General features: G+C 66.1%; 25 protein-coding genes and 1 tRNA gene. 12 read left to right on the top strand and 14 right to left on the bottom strand.

What is annotated here, in order from left to right; genetic code table 11:
* Positions 1–2: 2 nt before the first annotated feature.
* Positions 3–812, bottom strand: a complete 810-nt coding sequence (locus LK542_RS01320; RefSeq protein WP_227810516.1) for an EI24 domain-containing protein — start codon at positions 810–812, stop codon at positions 3–5.
* A gap of 128 nt (positions 813–940) precedes the next feature.
* Here LK542_RS01320 and LK542_RS01315 point away from each other — a divergent pair, with 128 nt between their 5' ends.
* Positions 941–1,297 (top strand): FKBP-type peptidyl-prolyl cis-trans isomerase, encoded by a 357-nt coding sequence (locus tag LK542_RS01315; protein WP_224945133.1) that lies wholly within the window; start codon positions 941–943, stop codon positions 1,295–1,297.
* 225 nt (positions 1,298–1,522) lie between these two features.
* Positions 1,523–1,777: an acyl-CoA-binding protein gene (locus LK542_RS01310; protein WP_159696209.1), complete on the top strand. Its 255-nt coding sequence runs from the start codon at positions 1,523–1,525 to the stop codon at positions 1,775–1,777.
* A gap of 48 nt (positions 1,778–1,825) precedes the next feature.
* Here the strand turns inward: LK542_RS01310 and LK542_RS01305 are convergent, their stop codons facing one another.
* Positions 1,826–2,107 carry a polyhydroxyalkanoic acid system family protein gene (locus LK542_RS01305; protein WP_227810515.1) on the bottom strand — a complete coding sequence of 94 codons (282 nt, stop codon included), beginning with the start codon at positions 2,105–2,107 and terminating at the stop codon, positions 1,826–1,828.
* 169 nt (positions 2,108–2,276) lie between these two features.
* Here LK542_RS01305 and LK542_RS01300 point away from each other — a divergent pair, with 169 nt between their 5' ends.
* The 5 genes from LK542_RS01300 (at position 2,277) to LK542_RS01280 (ending at position 7,301) form a co-directional block, all read left to right on the top strand.
* Entirely contained in the window at positions 2,277–3,788 is a 1,512-nt protein-coding gene (locus LK542_RS01300; RefSeq protein WP_227810514.1) for a hypothetical protein, read from the top strand.
* On the top strand, positions 3,785–4,060 hold the full coding sequence (locus tag LK542_RS01295) for a protealysin inhibitor emfourin (RefSeq protein WP_227800195.1): 276 nt from the start codon (positions 3,785–3,787) through the stop codon (positions 4,058–4,060). Before LK542_RS01300 ends, LK542_RS01295 begins: the two co-directional genes overlap by 4 nt.
* Positions 4,061–4,243: 183 nt before the next feature.
* A complete protein-coding gene (gene fdxA, locus LK542_RS01290) occupies positions 4,244–4,567 on the top strand; it encodes a ferredoxin FdxA (RefSeq protein WP_227800194.1) in 324 nt (107 codons plus the stop codon).
* A gap of 108 nt (positions 4,568–4,675) precedes the next feature.
* The gene (locus LK542_RS01285) at positions 4,676–5,773 is read left to right on the top strand and encodes an NAD(P)/FAD-dependent oxidoreductase (protein ID WP_227810513.1); all 1,098 of its coding nucleotides are present in this window, start codon (positions 4,676–4,678) and stop codon (positions 5,771–5,773) included.
* A gap of 292 nt (positions 5,774–6,065) precedes the next feature.
* Positions 6,066–7,301, top strand: coding sequence for a polyhydroxyalkanoate depolymerase (locus LK542_RS01280; RefSeq protein WP_227810512.1), 1,236 nt, complete (start codon positions 6,066–6,068; stop codon positions 7,299–7,301).
* 56 nt (positions 7,302–7,357) lie between these two features.
* Here the strand turns inward: LK542_RS01280 and LK542_RS01275 are convergent, their stop codons facing one another.
* Positions 7,358–7,690: an RcnB family protein gene (locus LK542_RS01275; RefSeq protein WP_227810511.1), complete on the bottom strand. Its 333-nt coding sequence runs from the start codon at positions 7,688–7,690 to the stop codon at positions 7,358–7,360.
* Between the two features lie 130 nt (positions 7,691–7,820).
* Between LK542_RS01275 and rsxB the strand changes: the two genes are divergently transcribed.
* A complete protein-coding gene (gene rsxB, locus LK542_RS01270) occupies positions 7,821–8,498 on the top strand; it encodes an electron transport complex subunit RsxB (protein WP_374040105.1) in 678 nt (225 codons plus the stop codon).
* A gap of 4 nt (positions 8,499–8,502) precedes the next feature.
* Positions 8,503–9,195: an endonuclease III gene (nth, locus tag LK542_RS01265; protein WP_227810509.1), complete on the top strand. Its 693-nt coding sequence runs from the start codon at positions 8,503–8,505 to the stop codon at positions 9,193–9,195.
* On the opposite strand, the gene LK542_RS01260 is transcribed toward nth, so the two are convergent.
* From LK542_RS01260 to rplU, 7 genes are all read right to left on the bottom strand, one after another.
* Complete coding sequence (locus tag LK542_RS01260) at positions 9,174–9,548, bottom strand: nuclear transport factor 2 family protein (protein ID WP_227810508.1); 375 nt, start codon at positions 9,546–9,548, stop codon at positions 9,174–9,176. The genes nth and LK542_RS01260 overlap by 22 nt on opposite strands.
* A gap of 173 nt (positions 9,549–9,721) precedes the next feature.
* The gene (locus LK542_RS01255) at positions 9,722–11,302 is read right to left on the bottom strand and encodes a methyl-accepting chemotaxis protein (RefSeq protein ID WP_227810507.1); all 1,581 of its coding nucleotides are present in this window, start codon (positions 11,300–11,302) and stop codon (positions 9,722–9,724) included.
* Between the two features lie 148 nt (positions 11,303–11,450).
* Positions 11,451–12,581 carry a glutamate 5-kinase gene (gene proB / locus LK542_RS01250; RefSeq protein ID WP_227800186.1) on the bottom strand — a complete coding sequence of 377 codons (1,131 nt, stop codon included), beginning with the start codon at positions 12,579–12,581 and terminating at the stop codon, positions 11,451–11,453.
* Positions 12,578–12,988 carry a hypothetical protein gene (locus LK542_RS01245; RefSeq protein WP_227810506.1) on the bottom strand — a complete coding sequence of 137 codons (411 nt, stop codon included), beginning with the start codon at positions 12,986–12,988 and terminating at the stop codon, positions 12,578–12,580. Before LK542_RS01245 ends, proB begins: the two co-directional genes overlap by 4 nt.
* A gap of 10 nt (positions 12,989–12,998) precedes the next feature.
* Positions 12,999–14,111, bottom strand: coding sequence for an Obg family GTPase CgtA (gene cgtA, locus LK542_RS01240; RefSeq protein WP_227800185.1), 1,113 nt, complete (start codon positions 14,109–14,111; stop codon positions 12,999–13,001).
* Positions 14,112–14,215: 104 nt separating this feature from the next.
* Positions 14,216–14,488: a 50S ribosomal protein L27 gene (rpmA, locus tag LK542_RS01235; protein ID WP_005668438.1), complete on the bottom strand. Its 273-nt coding sequence runs from the start codon at positions 14,486–14,488 to the stop codon at positions 14,216–14,218.
* 43 nt (positions 14,489–14,531) lie between these two features.
* Positions 14,532–14,843: a 50S ribosomal protein L21 gene (gene rplU, locus LK542_RS01230; protein WP_027865917.1), complete on the bottom strand. Its 312-nt coding sequence runs from the start codon at positions 14,841–14,843 to the stop codon at positions 14,532–14,534.
* Between the two features lie 279 nt (positions 14,844–15,122).
* Between rplU and ispB the strand changes: the two genes are divergently transcribed.
* The 3 genes from ispB (at position 15,123) to LK542_RS01215 (ending at position 17,089) form a co-directional block, all read left to right on the top strand.
* Positions 15,123–16,109: an octaprenyl diphosphate synthase gene (gene ispB, locus LK542_RS01225; RefSeq protein ID WP_227810505.1), complete on the top strand. Its 987-nt coding sequence runs from the start codon at positions 15,123–15,125 to the stop codon at positions 16,107–16,109.
* A gap of 52 nt (positions 16,110–16,161) precedes the next feature.
* Positions 16,162–16,238 (top strand) — tRNA-Pro (locus LK542_RS01220).
* A gap of 152 nt (positions 16,239–16,390) precedes the next feature.
* The gene (locus LK542_RS01215; protein WP_227810504.1) at positions 16,391–17,089 is read left to right on the top strand and encodes a dienelactone hydrolase family protein; all 699 of its coding nucleotides are present in this window, start codon (positions 16,391–16,393) and stop codon (positions 17,087–17,089) included.
* Here LK542_RS01215 and LK542_RS01210 read toward each other — a convergent pair.
* Genes LK542_RS01210 through nirB form a run of 4 tightly spaced genes read right to left on the bottom strand, consistent with a single transcriptional unit; the run spans position 17,086 to position 23,860 of the window.
* Positions 17,086–19,752 carry a nitrate reductase gene (locus LK542_RS01210; protein ID WP_227810503.1) on the bottom strand — a complete coding sequence of 889 codons (2,667 nt, stop codon included), beginning with the start codon at positions 19,750–19,752 and terminating at the stop codon, positions 17,086–17,088. The two genes, LK542_RS01215 and LK542_RS01210, sit on opposite strands and share 4 nt — an antisense overlap.
* The gene (locus LK542_RS01205) at positions 19,752–20,975 is read right to left on the bottom strand and encodes an NAD(P)/FAD-dependent oxidoreductase (RefSeq protein WP_227810502.1); all 1,224 of its coding nucleotides are present in this window, start codon (positions 20,973–20,975) and stop codon (positions 19,752–19,754) included. The genes LK542_RS01210 and LK542_RS01205 overlap by 1 nt, the downstream gene beginning before the upstream one ends.
* Entirely contained in the window at positions 20,960–21,307 is a 348-nt protein-coding gene (gene nirD, locus LK542_RS01200; RefSeq protein WP_227810501.1) for a nitrite reductase small subunit NirD, read from the bottom strand. Before nirD ends, LK542_RS01205 begins: the two co-directional genes overlap by 16 nt.
* An 18-nt stretch (positions 21,308–21,325) precedes the next feature.
* Positions 21,326–23,860 carry a nitrite reductase large subunit NirB gene (gene nirB / locus LK542_RS01195; RefSeq protein WP_227810500.1) on the bottom strand — a complete coding sequence of 845 codons (2,535 nt, stop codon included), beginning with the start codon at positions 23,858–23,860 and terminating at the stop codon, positions 21,326–21,328.

Raw genomic sequence — 23,860 nt, 5'->3', positions numbered from 1 at the left:
CCTCAGGCCTGCGGCGCGCCGGCGCGCAGCTCTTCCAGCGCCTGCAGGCAGAAGTACTGGAACCACAGGCCGGCGAACAGGAAGATCATGATGTACAGCCACAGCGACAGCATGGCCAGGAAGGGGAACAGCACGATCGACAGCAGCGCCCCGCCCATCCAGGCGATGCCGGGCAGCGCCCCGGCCAGGCCGGAAGCCAGGCCGATCGCCAGCAGCGCGCCGCGGTGGCGCCGCATCAGTTCATGCCGCTCTTCCCGACTGGCGTGGGCGGCCAGCGCGTCATAGCTCATCACGCGCGACGTGACCCAGGCCCACAGGCAGGCCTGCACCAGCCAGGCCAGCGGCGGCACCGCGTACAGCGGCAGCGCGATCAGCCACAGCAGCGCGAACACGGCGGTGCTGCCGACGTTGATGGCGACGCTGCCGAGGAAGGATCCGCCCTGCTTCTTTTCCAGCTTCGGGTACTGGGTCGTGCCGACGTGGCGTTCGATCGCGGGCATGGCGATCACGCCCATGAACAGCAGGGCCGAACCGATCATCAGGGGCAGCAGCAGCGCGATCGCCAGCAGCGGCACCACCATCACCTTGAACACGCCCAGGCCCAGCATCCCCAGCGTACTGCCGCTGGCCTGGAACAGGCCGTAGTCGGTGAACACGCCCTGGAGCCAGTCGAGCAGCGGCTGCAGCCCGGTCCACAGGACGGCGCCCCACAACAGCAGCGACAGTGCCAAGGGCGCGCCGGAGAGCACCAGCATGCGGCGGGTGAACTGGGCGCGCAGCGCGCGGCGGTAAGCGGTACCGATGCCCTTCATCGTGGCTCCTGTTATGGCTGGCGAAAGCGCCATTCTACGCAGATGAGCCGCAAGCGTGCGGACCCGGTTTGGCGCACCCGCGATGCATGGACTACAATCCCCGTTCAACTTGAACAACAGGGAAAACCATGTCCACCATTACCACTGATTCCGGCCTGCAATACGAAGACACCGTCGTTGGCAGCGGCGCCGAGGCGAAAGCCGGCCAGCACGTCACCGTTCACTACACCGGCTGGCTGCGCAACGACGACGGCAGCCAGGGCGCCAAGTTCGATTCGAGCAAGGACCGCAACGACCCGTTCCAGTTCGCGCTGGGCGCCGGCCACGTGATCCGCGGCTGGGACGAAGGCGTGCAGGGCATGAAGGTCGGCGGCCAGCGCCGCCTGACCATCCCGGCCAGCCTCGGCTACGGCGCGCGCGGCGCCGGCGGCGTGATCCCGCCGAACGCGACTCTCATCTTCGACGTCGAACTGCTCGCAGTCTGAGGTGTTGTAGGGTGGGCGGCTTGTCCGCCCACGCGTTCAAGCAGCCGGAGCATTTTCGCGAAGCACGCTGCAGCTATCACCGCGTGGGCGGGAAGACCCGCCCACGCTACGTCCCCCGAGCATCCCCTCTAAAGTTCGCCCCGTTTGGCGGTGGACGCCCTCCTCCTGCGCTAAGATCGCCTCCTGCATTACCACATTGCCAACGCAACCAACACAGGAGTATTCATGAGCTTGCAGGAACAGTTCGCCCAGGCCCAGGCCGAATCGAAGAATCTGCCGGAACGCCCGGACAACATGACCTTGCTGAAGATTTACGCGCTGTACAAGCAGGGCGCGAGCGGCGACGCCACCGGCGAACGTCCGGGCATGACCGATTTCGTCAACCGCGCCAAGTTCGACGCCTGGGCTGCCCTGAAGGGCACCTCGCAGGAAGACGCGATGCAGCAGTACATCGACCTGATCGAGGAACTGAAGGGCTGATTCCTTCGATGCGCCGGCCGTGCGCGGCCGGCGATTGCCGCGCCTGACTCAGGCGGGCACGAACACCTTGCGCATCTTCTCCGCCACCTTGGCTTCGATGCTCGATGCGAAGGCGCTCATGAAGAATCCCAGGCGGATCCGCAGCGCCGCGCGCTGGCCTTCCAGGCTCAGCGCTCCTTCCACCCCACTGCGCTCGAAGCGCAGCATGTCGCCATCCCATTTGCAGGCCAGGTCGTAGTCGGCCGCGAGCTTCTGGGCCACCTGCTGGGCCGCCGCGCGCGCCTGTTCCGGGCTGAGCGTATGTTCCTGGACGATGCTAATTTCCGACATCTGGGCAATCCTTTTTCTTTTTCCGTTGCAAGACAGTCCGCCATGATGCCAGTTGGCGGCTGAGGATGCCAGCCTTGGGCTCGATCCAGATCAATTGACGCCAGTCAATGCCCGCGCCGCCCGGCGCGCGACCATGGGGGTGCCGACCGACCTATCGCAAGGAGCCGTCATGGAACCAGGTGCCCTCTTGCCGGACGAGCTGGACACGCCCAGTGACCAGCCTCCGGTCCGCTTCATCCCCACGCCCAGCGCCCCCTATCAACAGCAGCACCGCATCGCCAGGCTGCTCGAACAGCCGATCGAGCCGGGCGATGCCACGACAACGCAATCCGGCCTGCCCGACGAGGAGGAGCTTGCCGAGGCGCCGCCGCTGCCCTACGCCTTCGGCGCCCGCGTGCTGATGTGGAAGCAGGACCCGTCCGTCGGCGAGATCGGCACCCGCCGCGCCTACCTGCCGGGCCCGGTGCTGGCCGGCCCGCGCGACGCCCGCATCGCGCCCGGCACGCCCGGCATCGACGCGGTCGAGCCGAACGCCTTCGGCGACTTCGTCACCCAGCCCGACACGCCCCAGTTCGACGCCGTGCACACCTTCGCCGTGGTGCGCCAGACCCTGACCATGTACCAGCGCGCCCTGCTGGCGGCGGGCCTCGACATGCCGCTGCCCTGGCAGTGGAATACCAGCATGGACACGCGCCCGCTGGCGGTCTTCCCCTACGGCCTGCCGAACGTGATGAACGCCTTCTACAGCCGCACCCAGGGCTGCCTGAAGTTCGGCGACTTCATTCCCAACGGGATCGAAGGCGGCGAGGCTGCGCGCGTCTATACCTGCCGCTCCTTCGACATCGTGGCCCACGAAACCGCGCACGCGGTGCTCGACGGCCTGAAGCCGCAATGGCTGCTGGCCGACGCCCCGCCCCAGACCGGCGGCCTGCACGAAGCCTTCGGCGACCTGACCGCGATCTTCCTGGCCCTGTCCCAGCTCGACCAGTGCGAGGCGGTGGTGGCCCAGACCAAGGCCCACCTGCACGACAAGACCTATTTGTCCGACATCGCCGAGCAGTTCGGCATGGCGCTGGGCGGCACCACCGGCCTGCGCAATGCCGACAATGACCTGACCCTGGGCCAGGCCGGCACCCAGGTGCACGCGATCTCGCAGGTGTTCACCGGCGCCATGTACGACGTGCTGGCCGACATGTTCGCCTACGAGCGCAACCCGACCTTTGATGACTGCGCCGCCGTGCTGCACCGGGTGGCGGCCTACCTGCGCGGGCTGCTGCTGCGCGCCCTGATCGCCGCCCCCGACAGCGCCGCCTCGTACGTCGACGTGGTCAACGAGATGCTGCGCATCGTGCAGGAAGACGGCAAGCCGGCCGCTTATGCCGGCTTCATCCGCAACCAGTTCGCCCGCCGCGACGTGGTCGAGCAGCCGCCCCCCGCGCCTGCCGAGGCCAGCGCCACGGCCGCCCCGCTGGCGCCCAAGGTCTGCGACAAGCCGGGCGCGCGCCAGGACCGGCGCGCCTGCTGCGGCACCATGAACCTGCCCGAATACCACCGGGTGCACCGGATGCTCGACAGCGAAGCCCAGGCGCTGGCGCGCTGGTGCGCGGCCAACGGCCGCCTCGGCGAATGCGTGGTGCCCGCGGCGGCCGTGCCGGTGGCGGGTGTGGCGGAAGAGCCATGAAAATCAGCGCACGCGCCTGCGGCGGCTTCGCCGGCCTGGCCGAAGCCTACGACCTCGACACCGCCGCCCACCCGGGCGGCGGCGAGCTCGAAACCCTGCTCGGCCGGCTCGACTTCTTCTCGGCGGCGCCCGAATGCCCGGTCGGGGCCGACCTGCCGCGCTGGGAAATCACGGTCGAGGACGGCCCGCGCTGCCACACCGTGTTCGTGCGCGAGGACGGCAGCGGCGGCGACTGGCAGGCCCTGCTCGACCGCCTGCGCACCAGCGCCTGAGCCATGGACGGCGCATGACGGCGCTCTCGGGTGCGCCGTCATGCGCCACATTTGCTTATATATATTGTGTATAAGGCTGATTTGTAGGAAAACCCGAATTGCCCTAAAATACAGTGCTTTGCAAGTCCCGTCGGCCCCATTCAGCGTCCGGCGCCGCGACACACCAACACTAATAGGACTGTTATGACCCACGTTGTCACCGAATCGTGCATCCGTTGTCGTTACACCGACTGCGTCGATGTATGCCCGGTAGATTGTTTCCGGGAAGGCCCGAATTTCCTCGCCATCGATCCTGACGAGTGCATCGACTGCGCCGTCTGCGTGGCCGAATGCCCGGTGAACGCGATCTACGCGGAAGAAGACGTGCCGTCGGACCAGCAGCAGTTCATCAAGATCAACGCCGACCTGTCGCGCGCCTGGCCATCGATCACCAAGACCAAGCCGGCCCTGCCCGACGCCGAAGAGTGGAAAGACGTCAAGGACAAGCTGGACCAGCTGGCCCGCTGATCTTCTCCCGGCCGGGCCCGCCAGGGCCCTGGCCAGCGCAGGTTCGTCAATCGTGGCACACTAGCGGCCACCGTCACACCCTATCCAATACACAGAAAGTTTAAGCGCATGACTATCAGTGCCTCCCACGAAGCGGGCAGCATCGCTCCCAACAGCTCCTTCGCCGGCGCGATCGAAGCCGATGCCGTGATCATCGGCGCCGGTCCGGTCGGCCTGTTCCAGGTCTTCGAACTCGGCCTCCTCGAAATCAAGGCCCACGTCATCGATTCGCTGCCGGCCGTCGGTGGCCAGTGCGTGGAACTGTACCCGGACAAGCCGATCTACGACATCCCGGCCGTGCCGGTGTGCACCGGCCAGGAACTGACCGACAACCTGCTCAAGCAGATCGAGCCGTTCGAGCCGACCTTCCACCTGGGCCAGGAAGTCACCACCGTCCAGCGCCGCGAAGACAGCCGCTTCAACGTCGAGACCTCGACGGGCACCCGCTTCATCACCAAGACCATCTTCATTGCTGCCGGCGTCGGCTCGTTCCAGGCGCGCACCATGAAGGTCGACGGACTCGATAAGTTCGAGAACACCCAGCTGTTCTACCGCGTCAAGGATCCGGTCCTGTTCGAAGGCAAGAACCTGGTCATCTGCGGCGGCGGCGACTCCGCCCTGGACTGGGCCCTGAACTTCGTCGGCAAGGCCGAGTCGGTCGTGCTGCTGCACCGTCGCGAAGACTTCCGCGCGGCGCCGGCATCGGTGGCCAAGATGAAGGCCCTGTGCGACGAATACGAGATGCAGCTGATCATCGGCCAGGTCACCGGCTTCGAAGAGAAGGCCGGCCAGCTGAGCGAAGTGAAGGTCACCGGCGCCGACGGCGTCACCCGCCGCGTCCCGCTCGACATGCTGCTGGTGTTCTTTGGCCTGTCGCCGAAGCTGGGTCCGATCGCCGAATGGGGCCTGGACATCGAGCGCAAGCAGCTCAAGGTCGTGGACACCGAGAAGTTCGAGACCAACGTGCCGGGCATCTTCGCCGTGGGCGACATTAACACCTACCCGGGCAAGAAGAAGCTGATCCTGTCGGGCTTCCACGAAGCCGCGCTGGCCGCCTTCGGCGCCGCGCCCTACATCTTCCCGGACAAGAAGATCCACATGCAGTACACGACGACCTCGCCGAAACTGCACAAGATCCTCGGCGTCGAGACCCCGGTCTTCGACTGATCTCTGGATGAGGAAATAAAAATGCCGCCCGGCGCAAGCCCGGCGGCATTTTTCATTTCTGCTCCAGCCTGCAATTTTTTAGTGTCATTACAACAGAAAGCCCGTGTCGGACAGGACCTACCTTTATATGTGGTCCGCTTCACCGAGCAGTTTTGGGCAAATATGCTACAAGTAGTCTATGCAGCAAGGGAAGTGAAAAGGACTGTTTCCACAAGTAAATCACTATCCCCTATAATTGACTGCGAGCACGCGCAAACGATTGCGACGCCCAGTCTATTCGAAGGAATTATTTATGCTTTACCAACTGCACGAGATGCAACGCTCCTTCCTGACCCCACTGATGCAGTGGGCAGATGCGTCCTCCAAACTGTTCTCGAACCCCGTTTCGCCATTCGCGCACACCCCGTTCTCCCAGCGTATCGCTGCAGGCTACGAGCTGATGTACCGCCTGGGGAAGGATTACGAAAAGCCGGCATTCGGCATCAAGACCGTATCCATCAAGGGTAAGGATGTCGGCATCATCGAACACACGGCCGTCGAAAAGCCCTTCTGCAAGCTGCTGCATTTCAGGAAGGACCTGAGCGACAAGGCGTTCGCCGCGCTGAAGCAGCCGACCGTGCTGGTCGTGGCGCCGCTGTCGGGCCACCACGCCACCCTGCTGCGCGACACCGTGCGCGCCCTGCTGGTCGAACACGACGTCTTCATCACCGACTGGACCGACGCGCGCATGGTGCCGCTGTCCGAAGGTCCGTTCCATCTCGACGACTACATCTACTACGTCCAGGACTTCATCCGCCGCCTGGGCCCCGACGTCCACGTGATCTCGGTGTGCCAGCCGACCGTGCCGGTGCTGGCCGCGATCTCGCTGATGGCGACCAACAATGACCCGAAGCTGCCCAAGACCATGACGATGATGGGCGGCCCGATCGACCCGCGCAAGTCGCCGACCTCGGTCAACGACTTGGCCGTCGAAAAGCCATTCTCGTGGTTCGAGAACACCGTGATCTACTCGGTGCCGGGCAACTACCCCGGTTTCGGCCGCAAGGTCTATCCGGGCTTCCTGCAGCACGCCGGCTTCATTGCCATGAACCCGGGCCGCCACGCCCAGAGCCACCGCGAGTTCTACCAGCACCTGGTGCGCGGCGACGACGATTCGGCCGAGTCGCACCGCCAGTTCTACGACGAATACAACGCCGTGCTCGACATGCCGGCCGAGTACTACCTCGAGACCATCAAGACCGTGTTCCAGGACCACGCGCTGCCGAAGGGCACCTGGGAAGTGGGCGGCCAGCTGGTGCGTCCCCAGGACATCAAGACCGTGGCCCTGTTCACCGTCGAGGGCGAGCTGGACGACATCTCGGGCCTGGGCCAGACCCGTGCCGCGCACGACCTGTGCACCGGCATCCCGAGGGACATGCACCAGGAATTCGTGGCGCCCAAGTGCGGCCACTACGGCATCTTCTCGGGCCGCCGCTGGCGCGAGATCATCTGCCCGAAGATCGGGGAGTTCATCCGGGCGCATGCCTGATGCTTGAAAAAATGCCGGAGCTCGCTCCGGCATTTTTGTTTGGGGCGCCAGCTGCCTCAACGCCCCACCAGCACCTCCGTCACCACCCCCGTCGCAATCGCCACCAGCGCATAGTCGCTGCCCGCCTGCACCCACTGGTGCCCCGGCGGCGGCTCGCTCAGGCGGTGCGCCCTCCAGTTCTCCACCACGTAGTGATGCGTGCGATAGCGCGGCGGCAGCTGTTCGCCGCGCTTGAGCTGGCCGCTGGCCTGCACGCTGCGGTAGGGACCGGCCTTGACGGCCTGCGCCTGCTGTTCTCTGGCCTGCTGCTCGCCGCGCGCGTAGACCTGGGCCGCGGCGCCACCGGCCAGCACCGCCGCAGCCAGCAGCGGAACGATCAATTTGTTCATGTGAGCTCCTCCTAGCGTCGAGCCACCAGTGGACCATGCGCGAACCCGGCAGTCTGTTCGCTCCAGCACGCACATCGCGCCGGCTGCGGTTTTGGCGGATAATGTCGGCTTTGACCGTTTGCCCTTCGCCGTGACCAAAACCCTTGCCGACCTGATCGAAGACGCGCTGCCGCAGACGCAATGCACCAAGTGCGGCTACCCCGCATGCCGTCCGTATGCGGAAGCGATCGCGCGCGGCGAGGCCGAGATCAACCAGTGCCCGCCGGGCGGCATGGAGGGCGTGCACAGGCTGTCTGCCGTCACCGGCCGTCCCGTCATCCCGATCAACCCGGCCAACGGCGTCGAGCGCCCGCGCCCGGTCGCCTTCATCGACGAGTCGCTGTGCATCGGCTGCACGCTGTGCATCCAGGCCTGCCCGGTAGACGCCATCATGGGCGCGGCCAAGCAGATGCACACCATCCTGCCGAGCCTGTGCACCGGCTGCGACCTGTGCGTGGCGCCCTGCCCGGTCGACTGCATCTCGATGGTGCCGGTCACCAATGCAACCGGCTGGGCCGCGTGGTCGCAGGAAGCCGCCGATGCGGCGCGCGCGCGCCACGACTTCCGCAGCGAGCGCCTGCGCCGCGAGCGCGAAGAAAACGATGCGCGCCTGGCCGCCAAGGCGCTGGAAAAGATGCGCGCGGTGACGGCTGAAGTGACCAACACGCCCGAGGAGCTGGCCGAGAAGGAGCGCAAGCGCGCCATCATCGCCGCCGCGATGGAGCGTGCACGCCAGAAGGCGGCGGGCAATCCGCCGGACCAGACATAAGCCGATGAATCCAGCCAAACGCCTAGAAATCTTCACGCGCTTTCGCGCCGCCAATCCGAAGCCGACCACCGAGCTCGAATTCACCACGCCCTTCGAACTCTTGATCGCGGTGCTGCTGTCGGCGCAGTCGACCGACGTCGGCGTCAACAAGGCCACGCGCCGCCTGTATCCGGTGGCGAACACGCCCCAGGCCATCCTCGACCTCGGGCTGGACGAACTCAAGTCGTATATCTCGACCATCGGCCTGTACAACAACAAGGCCAAGAACGTGATCGCTACCTGCCAGATCCTGGTGGACCAGTACGGCGGCGAGGTGCCGCCATCGCGTGAGGCGCTGGAAGCGCTGCCGGGCGTGGGCCGCAAGACCGCCAACGTGGTGCTGAACACCGCTTTTGGGGAGCCGACCATGGCGGTCGACACCCACATCTTCCGGGTGTCCAACCGCACCAGGATCGCACCGGGCAAGAATGTCGACATCGTGGAACAGAAGCTGCTCAAGTTCGTGCCGAAGGATTTTTTGCACGACGCCCACCACTGGCTGATCCTGCACGGCCGCTACACCTGCGTGGCGCGCAAGCCGCGCTGCTGGAACTGCCTGATCGCCGACCTGTGCGAGTTCAGGGACAAGACGCCGGCGCCGGCCGGCGTGCTCGATCCGGCCGCCGACCTGGCGACTCAGGCCGCGGAGCTGGGGTAAAGCCGCGTTTCCCCCGTGGCGAACGAGGCGCGCACGATGCGCCCGTCCACCACTTCATACACGCACAGCATCTCGACCGTCCCCAGTCCCTCCGGGAAGTTACGGGTCACGATCTCGAGGTCGGTAACGAAGTTGCCGGTTACCTGGCGGCTCAGTAGGCGCGCCTGCAGGTCGGGCTCGAGGAAGCGCTGCTGGTAGCGCGGACGGATCTCGTCATGCCCTTGGGCGAGCAGTGCGCCGTGCAGCGCGAACTGCTGCGCATCCGGGGCATAGGTGCGCATCAGCGCGTCGAGGTCCTTGGCGTTGTAGGCGTCGAGCTGGGCCTGGACGATAGCGAGGGGGGAAGGATTCATGGGCTCCGAAGGTAGATGAAAAAACGCGCCAACTGTGGCGCGTCTTTCATCTTACCGTAGGGTGTTCGGCTTTGCCGAACACGCGCTCAACTCCGGCATGCATGGCGGCGGCGCAGAGTCGTGCTGAACGCGCGGTCGGCGAGCGTGATCTGGTCCACTGGACCAGATCACGCCTACGCAGCCAAGCGTTTCGGTGCGTGGAGCGGAAGCGCCTTGCGCAGCTCGCGCACCTCTTCGAGCTTGAACACCGATACCACCTCGTTCAGGGCCTGGGTCTGGTCGCGCAGCGACTGCGCGGCGGCGGCGGCTTCCTCGACCAGTGCGGCGTTCTGCTGGGTGGTGGTGTCCATCTCGCCCACCGCCATGTTGATCTGCGCAATACCCGCGCCCTGCTCGGCGCTGGCGGTGCTGATCTCGCCGATGATGTCCATCACGCGGCGCACGCTGGTGACGATGTCGCCCATGGTGGCGCCGGCCTCGCCGACCAGCTGGTTGCCCGCCTCCACGCGCTGCACCGAGTCGTTGATCAGTTCCTTGATCTCCTTGGCGGCGGTCGCCGACCGCTGCGCCAGGTTGCGCACCTCGCCCGCCACGACGGCAAAGCCGCGGCCCTGCTCGCCCGCACGCGCCGCTTCCACGGCCGCGTTCAGCGCCAGGATATTGGTCTGAAAGGCGATGCCGTCGATGACGCTGATGATGTCGACGATCTTGCGCGAGGATTCGCTGATCGAGGCCATCGTGCCCACCACCTGCTCGACCATGTGGCCGCCCTTGGCCGCCACGTCGCAAGCCGAGACCGCCAGCTGGCTGGCCTGCTGCGCGTTCTCCGCATTGCGCTGCACGGTCGCGGTCATTTCTTCCATCGACGAGGCGGTTTCCTCGATCGCGCCGGCCTGCTGCTCGGTGCGGGTCGACAGGTCCAGGTTGCCCTGTGCGATTTCATCCGAGGCCACGGCGATGGTCTCGGCGCCGCCGCGCACCTGCGCCACAATGTTCTGCAGGCTGCCGGTCATGTCTTTCAATGCCTGTAGCAGCTGGCCGGTCTCGTCGTCGCTGCGCACCACGATGCTGGTCCGCAGGTCGCCCGAGGCGACACTCTGGGCCGCTTCGACGGCCTGGCCGAGGGGGCGCGTGATCGAACGCGACACCAGCACGCCGGCGCCAACCGCCACCGCGGCGCCCAGCAGCATCAGGCTGTAGCTGAGAATCGTGGCATCGTGCCCGACCGCCTCGGCTGCACCGACCGTTTCGGTGGCCTGCTTCGACATCGCGTCCTGGGCCTTGGTGAGGAGCTCGGCGGGCGCCCGGTCCATCCCCTTGACCGCCATGTCCCCGGCAGCGGCATCGAAGCCTGCGCTGGTGAACTCGGCATAGCCGCGGCGATAGCCTTCACCCATCTTCGCATGCGCGCCCTGGAACTCGGTCAGCAGTTCGCGCACGGGGCCAGCAGGCAGTGCCGCGACCAGATCTTTCGCTTCCCCCGCGACTTCGGTCTCACTCTTCTGGAAGGCAGTCCAGAACTTGTTGCGCTGTTCCTCGTCCTTGCCACGCAATAAGGTGTTCTTCCACTCCTGCGTCTGCAGCCTGAAGTGGGACAGCAGTCCTTCCACACGCTGCGCGTTGCTGGACTGGATCACGGCCGCGTTGTAGGTGTCGAGCGCATGGTTCATGCGGTTCATGCCGAAAAAGCCGGCACAAGCGACGACAAGGGTGACGGCGGCGAAGCCGATCGGAAGTTTGCGGCTGAGTTTCATGAGTGTTGGCCGTGCGCGGCGTTATGCGTGATGAATACAGTGTACTTATTTCTGTATCCTGTAGGCAAAATTAACACCAGACCGCTTGTAGCGGCGCCAACTATATGTAGCTCAGCAGCAACGCCGCACCAGAGTAGTGCGCTACCCCTTATAAAAGGACGAGGTTGTCGCGATGTACCAGTTCCGGCCCCTCGACATAACCAAGAATGCGCTCGATCTCGGCCGAGGAGTGACGCATGATGCGCCGTACTTCGCTGCTGGTGTAGTTGGTTAGCCCGCGCGCCAGCGGCTTGCCCGCTTCGTCGATGCAGGTGATCACCTGTCCGCGCCCGAACTCGCCGCGCACCGCAAGCACGCCGATCGGCAGCAGCGACTTGCCCTCCTGCGTGAGCTTCTGTACCGCGCCGGCGTCGAGCACCACTTCGCCGGTGGTGTGCAGGTGGTCGATCATCCACTGGCGGCGTGCGGTCAGGCGTCCGGTCGGGGCCACCAGCTGGGTGCCGATGGCTTCGCCGCCGGCCAGGCGCGTGAGCACGTTTTCTTCGCGGCCCCAGGCGATGATGGTGTGGGCGCCCGAGCGCGCGGCGCGCCTGGCCGCCAGCACTTTGGTCAGCATGCCGCCGCGCCCGATGCTGGACCCGGCGCCGCCGGCCATCGCCTCGAGTGCCGGGTCGCCTGCCTGCGCCTGGGCGATCAGGCGCGCAGCGGGATCCTTGCGCGGATCGCTTGAAAACAGGCCGCGCTGGTCGGTGAGGATCACCAGCACGTCGGCTTCGATCAGGTTGGCTACCAGTGCGCCCAGGGTGTCGTTGTCGCCGAATTTGATCTCGTCGGTGACGACGGTGTCGTTCTCGTTGATGATCGGGACCACGCCCAGGCGCAGCAGGGTGGTCAGCGTGGAGCGCGCGTTCAGGTAGCGCTCGCGGTCGGCCAGGTCGGCGTGGGTCAGCAGCACCTGGGCGGTGCCAATGCCATGGGTACGGAAACTGGTTTCATAGATCTGCGCCAGGCCCATCTGGCCCACGGCGGCGCAGGCCTGCAGTTCGTGGATGTCGGTCGGGCGCTTGCTGAAACCGAGACGCAGCATGCCCTCGGCGATCGCGCCCGAGGATACCAGCACGACTTCCTTGCCGAGGCTGCGCAATGCGGCGATCTGGGCAGCCCAGCGGGCGATGGCGGTGTGGTCCAGGCCCCTGCCCTCGTTGGTGACGAGCGAGGAACCGACCTTGACGATGATGCGGGAGGCTTGCTGGAGCGTGGAGTGGGCGACTGAGTTCATAGCGACAGGAATTTTCCTCGCGGCCTTAAGGCCAGCAGGGAAAGTCCTGCCAACAACTCGACCGCGCAGACTGCTAATAATACCCCCTTCGGCAGCCCGATCGCGAAAGCGGCGACGAGACGCCCGGCCGGCTGGGCCAGGAGGAACAATGCGGTGAGGTCGACGAGAAGGGGCTGGTCGCCGCTTCTTGCTGCCAGCAGCGCCAGCATCGCGGTAGCGAGGCGCATGCCCACGTAGACGGCGTAGAACTGGCTGTAGCCGTTCACGCCGACGAGAAAGATGCCCATCGCGCCCGCAATGCGGTCGGGATCGAGCATGGCCGCCAGCGCCGCCAGCGAGCTGGCGGTAGCGAGCAGTTGCAGCAGCCGGCCGCGCAGCCAGCTGCGATACACGGCTGACAAGGCCAACGAGCGCCTCTTAGTCCTCAATGATCTTGAAACGCGGATCGTCCGGGTCGATCGAGTTGATGCCGCGCGCTTCCTCGGTCATCGAGGTCTCTTCGGCGCGCTGCTCAAGCGTGCGCTTTTCTTCCAGGTGCAGGTAGATCGCATTGACCAGGTCCTGGCAGCCTTCGCGGTTCAGGGCCGAGATCTCGAACACAGGCCCTTTCCAGGCCATGCGCTTGACGAAGTCCTTGACGACCTTCTTGCGCTCGGCTTCATCGACCACGTCGAGCTTGTTCAGCACCAGCCAGCGCGGCTTGTTGAGCAGCTCTTCGTCGTACTTTTCCAGTTCCTTGACCAGGGCCTTGGCTTCCTTGACCGGATCGACCTTGGCATCGAAGCCCGACAGGTCGACGATGTGCAGAAGCAGGCCGGTACGGGCCAGGTGGCGCAGGAACTGGTGACCCAGGCCCGCGCCTTCGGCCGCGCCTTCGATCAGGCCCGGGATGTCGGCGATCACGAAGCTCTTCTCGTGCGACACGCGCACCACGCCCAGGTTCGGGTGCAGGGTGGTGAACGGGTAGTCGGCGATCTTCGGCTTGGCGTTCGACACAGCGGTGATGAAGGTCGACTTGCCGGCATTCGGCATGCCCAGCAGGCCGACGTCGGCCAGCACCTTCAGTTCGAGGCGCAAGGTGCGGCGCTGGCCTTCCTTGCCCTCGGTCTTCTGGCGCGGTGCGCGGTTGGTCGAGGTCTTGAAGTGGATGTTGCCCCAGCCGCCCTCGCCACCCTGGGCCAGCAGTTCGGTCTGGCCGTGCTCGGTCAGGTCGGCGATGATCTCGCCGTTGACGTCGTCGATGATCAGGGTGCCCACCGGCATGCGCAGGTAGACGTCTTCGGCGCCCTTGCCGTAGCAATCCGAGCCGCGGCCCGGTTCGCCGTTGCGCGCATGGTGGGTCTTGGAGTAGCGGAAGTCTACCAGGGTGTTGATGTTACGGTCGGCCACCACGTAGATCGAGCCGCCCTTGCCGCCGTCGCCGCCGTCCGGGCCGCCGAATGGGCGGAACTTCTCGCGGCGGAACGAGGCGCACCCGTTGCCGCCGTCGCCGGCGATGACTTCAATTCTTGCTTCGTCGATAAACTTCATGATGGTGACCGATAAAAACTAAAAAGGCCCTACCGTGGGCAGAGCCTTTCGATGGAAGGCTTGCGCCTTACAAAGAAGCGCCGCTGAACGCGGCGCAAATGCTATTAAGCAGCGACTGCTTCGTTAGCAACGACGGTCACGAACTGCTTCGAGCCGACGCCTTGCTTGACGAACTTGACGGTACCGTCGACCAGCGCGAACAGGGTGTGATCCTTGCCGGTGCCGACGTTGGCGCCAGCGCGCACCGGGGTGCCGCGTTGACGGATGATGATGCCGCCGGCGTTGATCGCCTGGCCGCCGTAGACTTTCACGCCAAGGCGTTTGCTTTCTGAGTCACGGCCGTTGCGGGTAGTACCGCCACCTTTTTTGTGTGCCATTTATTTGCTCCTTGATGAATGAACTTGGTGAATCAAACGGGGATTAGCCGTTGATCGACACCACCTGGATTTCGGTGAAGTTCTGGCGATGGCCCTGACGCTTCTGGTAGTGCTTACGACGGCGCATCTTGAAGATGCGGACCTTGTCGTGGCGACCGTGGGAAACAACTTTCACCAGGACCGAGGCACCTTCGACCAGCGGAGCACCAAACTTGATGCTGTCGCCCGCGCCGAGCGCGAGAACTTGATCGATGGTGAGTTCGGAACCAATGTCAGCAGGTATCTGTTCTACTTTGAGTTTTTCGCCAGCGACAACTTTGTATTGCTTGCCACCGGTTTTTATGACCGCGTACATGATTGAAACCTCATCAAATGTTAAAAGAATCCCGCCGGCGTCAGAGACGCTGAGCTGTTCGGAAGCCGGGGAACAGGGGATTATACATAAGTCGCTGCAGCGCGTCAAAAGGCCTTGACGAATCCGGAAGAGCATGTTGCAGGCGTAGCGCTTTGCCAACGTCGACGCCGGCATGTGGCTGGACCACCTGAGCCCCTTGGAAGCCATCAGTGGGACGCCCTTTCCTTGCATGTCGTATAATCCCCGCACTTCAAACCGATTACGTTTCGCAGGTTCGCCTTGTCAGCCGCTACCCAACACGCCCAGAACACTATCGCCCAATCGATCGCCACCGACATGGAGGCCGTGAATGCGGTGATCCGACAGCGGCTGCACTCGGAAGTAAGCCTGGTCAACCAGATCGCCGAGTACATCATCAGCGCAGGCGGCAAGCGGATCCGGCCGGTGCTGGTGCTGCTGCTGGCGAACGCCTACGGCTACAAGGGCACCGCCCACCACGAGCTGGCGGCCGTGGTCGAATTCATCCACACCGCCACCCTGCTGCACGACGACGTGGTCGACGAATCCTCGATGCGGCGCGGGCGCCAGACGGCCAACGCCCTGTTCGGCAACGCCGCCTCGGTGCTGGTCGGCGACTTCCTGTATTCGCGCTCGTTCCAGATGATGGTCAGCCTCGACAACATGCGCGTGATGCGCATCCTGTCCGACGCCACCAACGTGATTGCCGAAGGCGAAGTGCTGCAGCTGCTGAACATGCACGATCCGGACGTGACCCACGAGAGCTACCTCACCGTGATCCGCTCCAAGACCGCCAAGCTGTTCGAGGCGGCCGCCGAGCTGGGCGCCCTGGTGGGCGGCGCCAGCGACGAACAGATCGCGGCGGCCGGCGAATACGGCCGCTCGCTGGGCACGGCCTTCCAGCTCATCGACGACGTGCTGGACTATGCGGGCGACGCAGCCGAGATCGGCAAGAACTTGGGCGACGACCTGCGCGAAGGCAAGCCGACCCTGCCACTGATCTGGCTGATGGAACATGGCACCCCAGAACAGCGCCAACTGGTGCGCAGCTGCATCGAGCACGGCGACGAAGCCCAGTTCGAAGCGGTGCTGGCCGCGGTCAGCTCGAGCGGCGCCCTGGACTACACCCGCCGGCAGGCGGAACAGGCCGCCACCCGCGCGGCCGAAGCGATTGCCGATCTGCCGGACAGCCTCTACAAGAGCAGCCTGCTCCAGCTCTGCAGTTTCGCTGTTGACAGGAACCATTGAGCCTACTATAGTAATGCCTTCCCGAGATTTCGAATACGAAGTCTCAAACCGTCGGGGTGTAGCTTAGCCCGGTAGAGCGCTACGTTCGGGACGTAGAGGCCGGAGGTTCGAATCCTCTCACCCCGACCACAGAATTTCAGAAAAACAGCGAACTCCGGTTCGCTGTTTTTTTTCGTCCGTCCGCTGCACGCTTGGCGTGTCGCGCGTCGCGCACGGTCTCGATATGATGAGGGATGCAGGCCGCAGGGCCTGATCCTTCCATCATTATCGAAAGGTTGCCCATGACCGCACAGATCCAGGTGCAAACCACCGACGGCAGCTTCGTCTGCCACGTCGCCCGCCCCGCCACGCCGGGACCTCACCCCGTCGTCATCGTTCTGCAGGAAATCTTCGGCGTGAACGCCGGCATCCGCAGCATCGCCGACGACTACGCCGCCAAAGGCTATATCGCCGTCTGCCCCGACCTGTTCTGGCGCCTTGAGCCGGGCGTGTTCCTGTCGGAAGCGGTGGAAGGCGACTGGGAGAAGGCCTTCGCGCTGTACCAGGCCTACGACAGGGACAAGGGTGTGGAAGACATCGCCCTCGTCATCCAGCAGGCGCGCACGCTGCAGGACGCCAATGGCAAGGTCGGCGTCACCGGCTACTGCCTGGGTGGCCTGATGACTTTCCTGAGCGCGGCTCGCACCGACGGCGACGCCTTTGCCGCTTACTACGGCGGCGGCACCGACGCGTATCTCGACGAGGTGCCAAACATCAAGGCGCCCCTGCTCTACCACCTTGCCGAAGAGGACGAGTTCATCGGCAAGGATGCGCAGGCGAAGATCCGCGCCGCCTTTGCCGGCAAGGACAACATCGAGCTGCACAGCTACGCCGGAAGCAACCATGCCTTCGCGCGGCCGGGCGGTAATCACTACCACGCCGAGAATGCCACGCTCGCCAACAGCCGCACCGACGATTTCTTCGCGCGCACGCTGCGTTAACGCGTTCCCAGGAGCTGGCGAATCTCGGGCAGGCAGGAGCCGCAGTTGCCGCCGGCGCGCACGCAGGCGGTGACGCCGGCGCTGTCGGTCAACCCGTGCTCGGCGATGGCGCGGGAGATCGTGTCGCGGCCCACGCCGAAGCACGAGCACACGATCGGGCCGGGATCGAGCCCCTGGCGCGGCGCCCGTCCAGCCAGCAGCGTGGCGCGGTCCTTGGCAGACAGTTCAGCCTCAGCGAACAGTCCGCCCAGCCATGCGCGCGCCGGCAGGTCCGTGCGGCGCGACAGGAACAGGCAAGCCTGCAGGCGTCCATCCACCAGCAGCGCGCAGCGCAGCATGCCCTCGGCCCTGTCCTCGTACTCGATCCAGTCGGCGTCCTCGCCGGCGCCCAGCAGCGCTCTTGCCTGCTCGGGCGACACCGGATCGCGTCCCCCCAGTTCGTAGCGCACGAAGCCGGCGCCGCGCACGCGGGTCCAGTTGGCGATGCGGTCGAGGTCCAGTTCTTGCCGGCTCAGGATGAAGCCGTGCCAGCTCACGCCGAAGGGTTCGACGCGCACTGGCGTGTGCTTGAATTCCGGTTCGCCCGAGACCGGGTCCACTTCGGGATTGACCACGGCGCCGACGCGCGCGTCCGACGCCGTCTGGCCGTTCCAGTGGATCGGAACAAAAGCGGCGCCGCGCGCAATGCCACCGCTGTGCGCGACGCGCGCCACGATGGCGCCCCAGTGGCTGCTCACGCGCGCCAGCTCGCCCTCGCGCACACCGCTCGTCAAGGCGTCGTGCGGATGCAGGTCGACGAAGGGTTCGGGCGCGTGGCCCGCCAGGCGCGGCGACTTGCCGGTGCGCGACATGGTGTGCCACTGGTCGCGCAGGCGGCCCGTGTTCAGCGCCAGCGGGAATTCGCCGCTCACGGCGTTCGCCGGCGCGCGCGGCGCCGTCGCGACGAACCGCGCCCTGCCGTCGGCATGGGCGAAACGGCCGTCCGCGAACAGGCGCTGCGTCCCCTCCCTCCCGGGCGCCAGCGGCCACTGCACGGGGTCGAGCGCGTCGTAGGCCGCGCGGTCCATGCCGGCCAGACCGTCGATCCGGAACTGGCGCGGCAGCTCGCCCGCGCGGTTGTGCCAGCCCGACAGGCGGGCATGCTCGTCGAAGATGGCGTGCACGCCGCTGTAATCGAAGCCAGTGAAACCCATGCGCCGTGCGAGCTCGCAGATGGCCTGCCAGTCGCTCTTCGCTTCACCCGGCGCCGGCAGGAAACGGCGCTGGCGCGAGATGCAGCGTTCGGAGTTGGTCACGGTGCCATCCTTCTCGCCCCAGCCCAGCGCCGGCAGCAGCACATCGCCGAAGGCCGCGGTGTCGGTGCCGGCCGTCATGTCCGAGACCACAACCAGCTCGCAGCGTTCCAGGGCGCGCTTCACCTGGTCGGCGTCCGGCAGGCTCACTACCGGATTGGTCGCCATGATCCACACCGCCTTGATCTTGCCCTCCTCGATGGCGCGGAACAGGTCGACGGCCTTCAGGCCCGGCTTGTCGGCCATGCGCGGGGCGTCCCAGAAGCTGCGCACGGCCCCGCGGTGTGCCGGCTGGTCCAGGTCGAGGTGGCTGGCCAGCATGTTGGCCAGGCCCCCTACTTCGCGCCCGCCCATGGCGTTGGGCTGCCCGGTCAGCGAGAACGGCCCCATGCCCGGCTTGCCGATGCGGCCGGTGAGCAGGTGGCAGTTGATGATGCTGTTCACCTTGTCGGTGCCGCTCGAGGACTGGTTGACGCCCTGCGAGAAGGCCGTCACCACCCTGGTCGTCGCTGCAAACATCTCGTAGAACTCGACCAGCAGGCGCGGATCGACGCCGCAGGTGCGCGCCACGAAATCGATGCTGTCGCAGCGGTCCGCCTCCAGCAAGGCGGCGTCCAGGCCGGCCGTGTGCGCCGCCACGAAGGCATTGTCGGCGGCGCCGCTGCGGGCCAGGTAGCTGAGCAGGCCGTTGAACAGCCAGACGTCGGTGCCGGCCTTGAGCGGCAGGTGCAGGTCGGCCAGCTCGCAGGTGGCGGTGCGACGCGGGTCGATGGCGACGATGCGCATTCCGGGGCGCGCTTCCTTCGCTTTCGCGATGCGCTGGAACAGGGTCGGGTGGCACCAGGCCGTGTTGGCGCCCACCAGCACGACCAGGTCGGCCAGTTCGAAGTCTTCGTAGCAGCCAGGCACCAGGTCTTCGCCGAAGGCGCGCCTGTGGCCGGCAACGGCGGAGGACATGCACAGGCGCGAATTGGTGTCGATGTTGGCGCTGCCCACGAAGCCCTTCATGAACTTGTTGGCGACGTAGTAGTCCTCGGTGAGCAGCTGGCCCGAGACGTACATGGCCACGGCATCCGGGCCATGCTTGGCGATGATCGAGGCGAAACTGGAAGCGACCCTGTCAAGCGCCTCGCCCCAGCTCGTGCTGCGCAAACGGCCCCCTTCGCGGATGGCCGGGGTCAGTAGTCGCCCGTCCAGGCCGAGCGTCTCGCCCAGCGCCGAACCCTTGACGCACAGGCGCCCGCGGCTCGCCATGTGTTCCGGATCGCCCTCGATCAGGGCGCCTTCCACCGTCGGCGTCGCGCGGATGCCGCAGCCGACCCCGCAGTAGGGACAGGTGGTGCGCACGCTGGCGACGATTGGCGCCCCCATCACGCCGCCTCGCACAGAGCAGGGCCGAACAATAGCCGGTCACGGAAGCTTGAAACGTCCGTGCCGCGCTGGATCAGGTCGAAGTACCAGGGGCCGTCCGTCACGTCCCCGTACAGCACCGCGCCGGTCACGCGGCTGCCCGCCAGCACCAGGCGCTTGTAGACGCCGGCGCGTCGGTCACGCAGCACGAGGTCTTCGCTGCCGTCCCTGCCCACGATGTCGCCGGCCGAGTACAGGTCGATCCCCGTCACTTTCAGCTTGGTGGCGGTGGCCTGCTGCACGTAGCGGCGGTGCCCGAGACCGGCCAGGTGGGCGGCGCAGACGCGCGCCTGGTCCCAGATCGGCGCCACCAGGCCGAAGGTGGCCTTGCGGTGCTGGACGCACTCGCCCACCGCATAGATGCGCGGGTCGTAGGTCTGCAGGGTGTCGTCGACCACGATGGCGCGCTCGACGTGCAGACCCGCGTCAACCGCCAGCGCCACGTTGGGACGCACGCCGGCAGCCATCACCACCAGGTCGGCTTCGACCTCTGTGCCGTCGGTGAAGCGCACCGCCTCTACCCTGGCCTCGCCCAGGATCGCTTCGGTCTGCGCACCGAGCAGGATGCGCAGGCCACGCTGCTCCAGCGCGAGCTTCAGCAGAGCGGCCGCCTGCGGGTCGAGCTGCTGGTTCATCAGGCTGTCGGTCAGGTGGACGACGGTGACCGCCATGCCACGGCGCAGCAGCCCGTTGGCGGCTTCCAGGCCGAGCAGGCCGCCGCCGATCACCACCGCGCTACCGCCGCGCCGCGCCGCCGCCAGCATGCGGTCGACGTCGTCCAGGTCGCGAAAGCCCAGCACACCGTCCAGCTGCGCGCCCGGCACAGGCACGATGAATGGCGTGGAACCGGTCGCCAGCAGCAGCCGGTCGTAAGCCACCTCCAGGCCGGAGCGGGCACGCACGACGCGGCGGTGGCGGTCGATCGCGAGCACGGGGTCCCCCGCATGCAGCACGATGCCATGTTCCGCGTACCACTCGCGCGTGTGCAGCACGATGTCGTCAGCCCCCTTGTCCCCCGCGAGCACGGGCGAGAGCAGGATGCGGTTATAGTTCACGCGCGGCTCGAGGCCGAACACCGTGATGTCATACATGCCGGCGTCGAGCTTGAGCAGCTCTTCCACGGTGCGCATGCCGGCCATGCCGTTGCCGACGACGACCAGCTTCGGTTTCACGGTGCGATCCATACCTTGCCTCCTTCCACGCGGGCCGGGTAGCTGGCCACCGAATGCTCGGGCGCTTCCAGGCATTCGCCGCTGTGGAGGTCGAAATGCTGCTTGTAGATGGGCGAGGCGACGACGATGCGTTCGCCGATGCTGCCGACCAGGCCGCGCGACAGCACTGCCGCCTGGGCGTTGGGGTCGAAGTTATCGATGGCGAATACACGCGGCTCCTGGCTGCCGACGCGGAACACGGCCACCTGCCGTCCACCCAGCAGTGCGCAGACGCCGGTGTCGGGGACGATGTCGTCGAGGGCGCAGATCGCGGTCCAGTTCTGTAATTGCAGGTCTCGGTGCATGGCTTGCTCCTTGCTTCGTTACGCCGCGCTGGCGGCAATCGGGATGACGCGAGCGCGCCGCTCCTCGGGATTGGCCGGACGGATCTGTCCGCGTTCGGGCACGAACACGACATTGCTGTCGGGCGCCTCGCTGTTGACGAAGTGGCGGAAGCGCCGCCGCACCTCGGGATTGGTGACGGCTTCCTTCCACTCGCAGGCGTAGGTGTCGACCACGTGCTGCATCTGCGCCTCCAGTTCCTGCGCGATGCCCAGGCTGTCCTCGACCACCACCTGCTTCAGGTAGTCCAGCCCGCCCTCGAGGTTCTCGCGCCACACGCTGGTGCGCTGCAGGCGCCCGGCCGTGCGCACGTAGAACATCAGGAAGCGGTCGACCAGTTTCACGACCGTTTCCTCGTCGATGCCGGCAGCCAGCAGCTCGGCGTGGCGCGGCTTCATGCCGCCATTGCCGCACACGTACAGGTTCCAGCCCTTCTCGGTGGCGATCAGGCCCACGTCCTTGCCCTGGGCTTCGGCGCACTCGCGGGTGCAGCCGGACACGCCGAACTTGATCTTGTGTGGCGCGCGCAGGCCCTTGTAGCGGTTCTCCAGCGCGATGGCGAAGCCTGCGCTGTCACCCACGCCGAAGCGGCACCAGGTCGAGCCGACGCAGGACTTCACGGTGCGCAGCGACTTGCCGTAGGCATGCCCCGACTCGAAGCCGGCCGCGATCAGCTCTTCCCAGATGGTGGGCAGCTGTTCCACGCGCGCGCCGAACAGGTCGACCCGCTGGCCGCCCGTGATCTTGGTGTACAGCCCGTACTTCTTGGCCACCTGCCCCACCGCGATCAGGCCGTCGGCCGTCACTTCGCCGCCCGGCATGCGCGGCACCACCGAATAGGTCCCGTCCTTCTGGATGTTGCCGAGGAAGTAGTCGTTCGAGTCCTGGAGGCTGGCGTGCTCCGGCTTGAGCACGAAGTCGTTCCAGGCGGAGGCAAGGATATTCGCCACGACGGGCTTGCAGATGTCGCATCCGAGGCCTTTACCATGCTTCGCCAGCAGTTCGCCGAAGCTGCGGATGCCTTCCACCCGCACCATGTGGTACAGCTCCTGGCGCGAGCAGGCGAAGTGTTCGCACAGGTGGTCCTTGACCTCGACGCCGAGGCGCGCCAGCTCGGCGTTCATCACCTGGGTCATCAGGGGCACGCAGCCACCGCAGGCGGTGCCGGCCTTCGTACAGCTCTTGAGCGCACCGACCGACCTGGCGCCGCCCGCCACCGCTTCGCACAGGGCGCCTTTCGACACGTCATTGCAGGAACAGATCTGGGCGCCGGCCGGCAGCGCGGCGACGCCCAGCGCGGGACGGACCGCGCCTTCCAGCTGCGGCAGGATCAGCACTTCCGGCGATGCGGGCAGCTCCAGCCGGTTCAGCATCATCTGCAGCAGTTCGCCGTAAGCGGCGTCGTCGCCCACCAGCACGGCGCCAAGCAGGTATTTACCACAGTCGGAGGTGACGATTTTCCGGTACTGCTGCCTGCGCTCGTCCAGGAACTGGTAGCTGCGGCAGCCTGCCGTGGCGCCGTGGGCGTCACCGATGCTGGCCACGTCCACGCCCATCAGCTTCAGCTTGGTGCTCAGGTCGGCGCCGGCAAAGCCGGCCTCGAGACCGAGGATGTGCTTGGCCGCGGTGCGCGCCATGTCGTAGCCCGGCGCCACCAGGCCGAACAGCTGGCCGCGCCAGGATGCGCATTCACCGATCGCATAGATGTCCGGATCGGAAGTCAGGCAGTGGTCGTCGATGAGAATGCCGCCGCGCTGGCCCAGCGCCAGGCCGCTTTCACGCGCCAGCTCGTCACGCGGACGGATACCGGCCGAGAACACGATCATGTCGGCCTCCAGGTGACTGCCGTCGGCGAACTGCATGCGATGGGTCGCTTCCTCGCCATCGACGATCGCCAGCGTGTTTTTTTGCGTGTGCACCTGCACGCCCAGTTCTTCGATCTTGTTGCGCAGTACGCGCGCACCTGGTTCATCGACCTGCACCGCCATCAGGCGCGGCGCGAACTCGACGACGTGGGTCTGCAGGCCCAGGTCGCGCAGCGCCTTGGCGCATTCCAGGCCGAGCAGACCGCCGCCCACCACCACGCCAGTGCGCGAACGGCTGCCTGCCTCCTGCATCGCCTCCAGGTCCTCGATGGTGCGGTACACGAAACAGTCCTTGCGGTCGGCGCCCGGTACCGGTGGCACGAAGGGAGTGGACCCGGTGGCCAGCACCAGCCTGTCGTACGTGACCGGCTCGCCTTCCGCCAGCAGCACCTGGCGTGCTTCGCGGTCGATGCCGACCACGCGAGTACCGAGGCGCAGGCAGAGCCTGTCGTTCTCGAAGAAACCGGGCGCCACCAGCGACAGCTCTTGCGCGCTTTTCCCGGCAAAGAATTCGGACAGGTGGACCCGGTCGTAGGCGGGCCGCGCTTCCTCCCCGAGGATGGTGACGCGCAGCTCCGGGTCTGCGCTGGCGGTGAGGGTTTCAAGGAACTTGTGGCCCACCATGCCGTGGCCGACGAGGACGATATGCAT

The organism is Massilia sp. IC2-477 (genome assembly GCF_020707265.1).
Taxonomy (GTDB): Bacteria; Pseudomonadota; Gammaproteobacteria; order Burkholderiales; family Burkholderiaceae_D; genus Telluria.
This window is presented reverse-complemented; position numbering and strand designations above follow the sequence as displayed.

Excerpts from the sequence above, each read along its gene's own strand:
- LK542_RS01205 (WP_227810502.1), bottom strand. The coding sequence starts at position 20,975 with ATGGATCGCACCGTGAAACCGAAGCTGGTCGTCGTCGGCAACGGCATG.
- rpmA (WP_005668438.1), bottom strand. The coding sequence starts at position 14,488 with ATGGCACACAAAAAAGGTGGCGGTACTACCCGCAACGGCCGTGACTCA.
- LK542_RS01285 (WP_227810513.1), top strand. The coding sequence starts at position 4,676 with ATGACTATCAGTGCCTCCCACGAAGCGGGCAGCATCGCTCCCAACAGC.
- cgtA (WP_227800185.1), bottom strand. The coding sequence starts at position 14,111 with ATGAAGTTTATCGACGAAGCAAGAATTGAAGTCATCGCCGGCGACGGC.
- LK542_RS01300 (WP_227810514.1), top strand. The coding sequence starts at position 2,277 with ATGGAACCAGGTGCCCTCTTGCCGGACGAGCTGGACACGCCCAGTGAC.
- LK542_RS01295 (WP_227800195.1), top strand. The coding sequence starts at position 3,785 with ATGAAAATCAGCGCACGCGCCTGCGGCGGCTTCGCCGGCCTGGCCGAA.
- proB (WP_227800186.1), bottom strand. The coding sequence starts at position 12,581 with ATGAACTCAGTCGCCCACTCCACGCTCCAGCAAGCCTCCCGCATCATC.
- LK542_RS01280 (WP_227810512.1), top strand. The coding sequence starts at position 6,066 with ATGCTTTACCAACTGCACGAGATGCAACGCTCCTTCCTGACCCCACTG.
- LK542_RS01215 (WP_227810504.1), top strand. The coding sequence starts at position 16,391 with ATGACCGCACAGATCCAGGTGCAAACCACCGACGGCAGCTTCGTCTGC.
- nth (WP_227810509.1), top strand. The coding sequence starts at position 8,503 with ATGAATCCAGCCAAACGCCTAGAAATCTTCACGCGCTTTCGCGCCGCC.
- LK542_RS01210 (WP_227810503.1), bottom strand. The coding sequence starts at position 19,752 with ATGGGGGCGCCAATCGTCGCCAGCGTGCGCACCACCTGTCCCTACTGC.
- nirB (WP_227810500.1), bottom strand. The coding sequence starts at position 23,860 with ATGCATATCGTCCTCGTCGGCCACGGCATGGTGGGCCACAAGTTCCTT.
- LK542_RS01255 (WP_227810507.1), bottom strand. The coding sequence starts at position 11,302 with ATGAAACTCAGCCGCAAACTTCCGATCGGCTTCGCCGCCGTCACCCTT.
- LK542_RS01260 (WP_227810508.1), bottom strand. The coding sequence starts at position 9,548 with ATGAATCCTTCCCCCCTCGCTATCGTCCAGGCCCAGCTCGACGCCTAC.
- LK542_RS01275 (WP_227810511.1), bottom strand. The coding sequence starts at position 7,690 with ATGAACAAATTGATCGTTCCGCTGCTGGCTGCGGCGGTGCTGGCCGGT.
- fdxA (WP_227800194.1), top strand. The coding sequence starts at position 4,244 with ATGACCCACGTTGTCACCGAATCGTGCATCCGTTGTCGTTACACCGAC.
- LK542_RS01320 (WP_227810516.1), bottom strand. The coding sequence starts at position 812 with ATGAAGGGCATCGGTACCGCTTACCGCCGCGCGCTGCGCGCCCAGTTC.
- rplU (WP_027865917.1), bottom strand. The coding sequence starts at position 14,843 with ATGTACGCGGTCATAAAAACCGGTGGCAAGCAATACAAAGTTGTCGCT.
- LK542_RS01310 (WP_159696209.1), top strand. The coding sequence starts at position 1,523 with ATGAGCTTGCAGGAACAGTTCGCCCAGGCCCAGGCCGAATCGAAGAAT.
- nirD (WP_227810501.1), bottom strand. The coding sequence starts at position 21,307 with ATGCACCGAGACCTGCAATTACAGAACTGGACCGCGATCTGCGCCCTC.
- LK542_RS01315 (WP_224945133.1), top strand. The coding sequence starts at position 941 with ATGTCCACCATTACCACTGATTCCGGCCTGCAATACGAAGACACCGTC.
- LK542_RS01305 (WP_227810515.1), bottom strand. The coding sequence starts at position 2,107 with ATGTCGGAAATTAGCATCGTCCAGGAACATACGCTCAGCCCGGAACAG.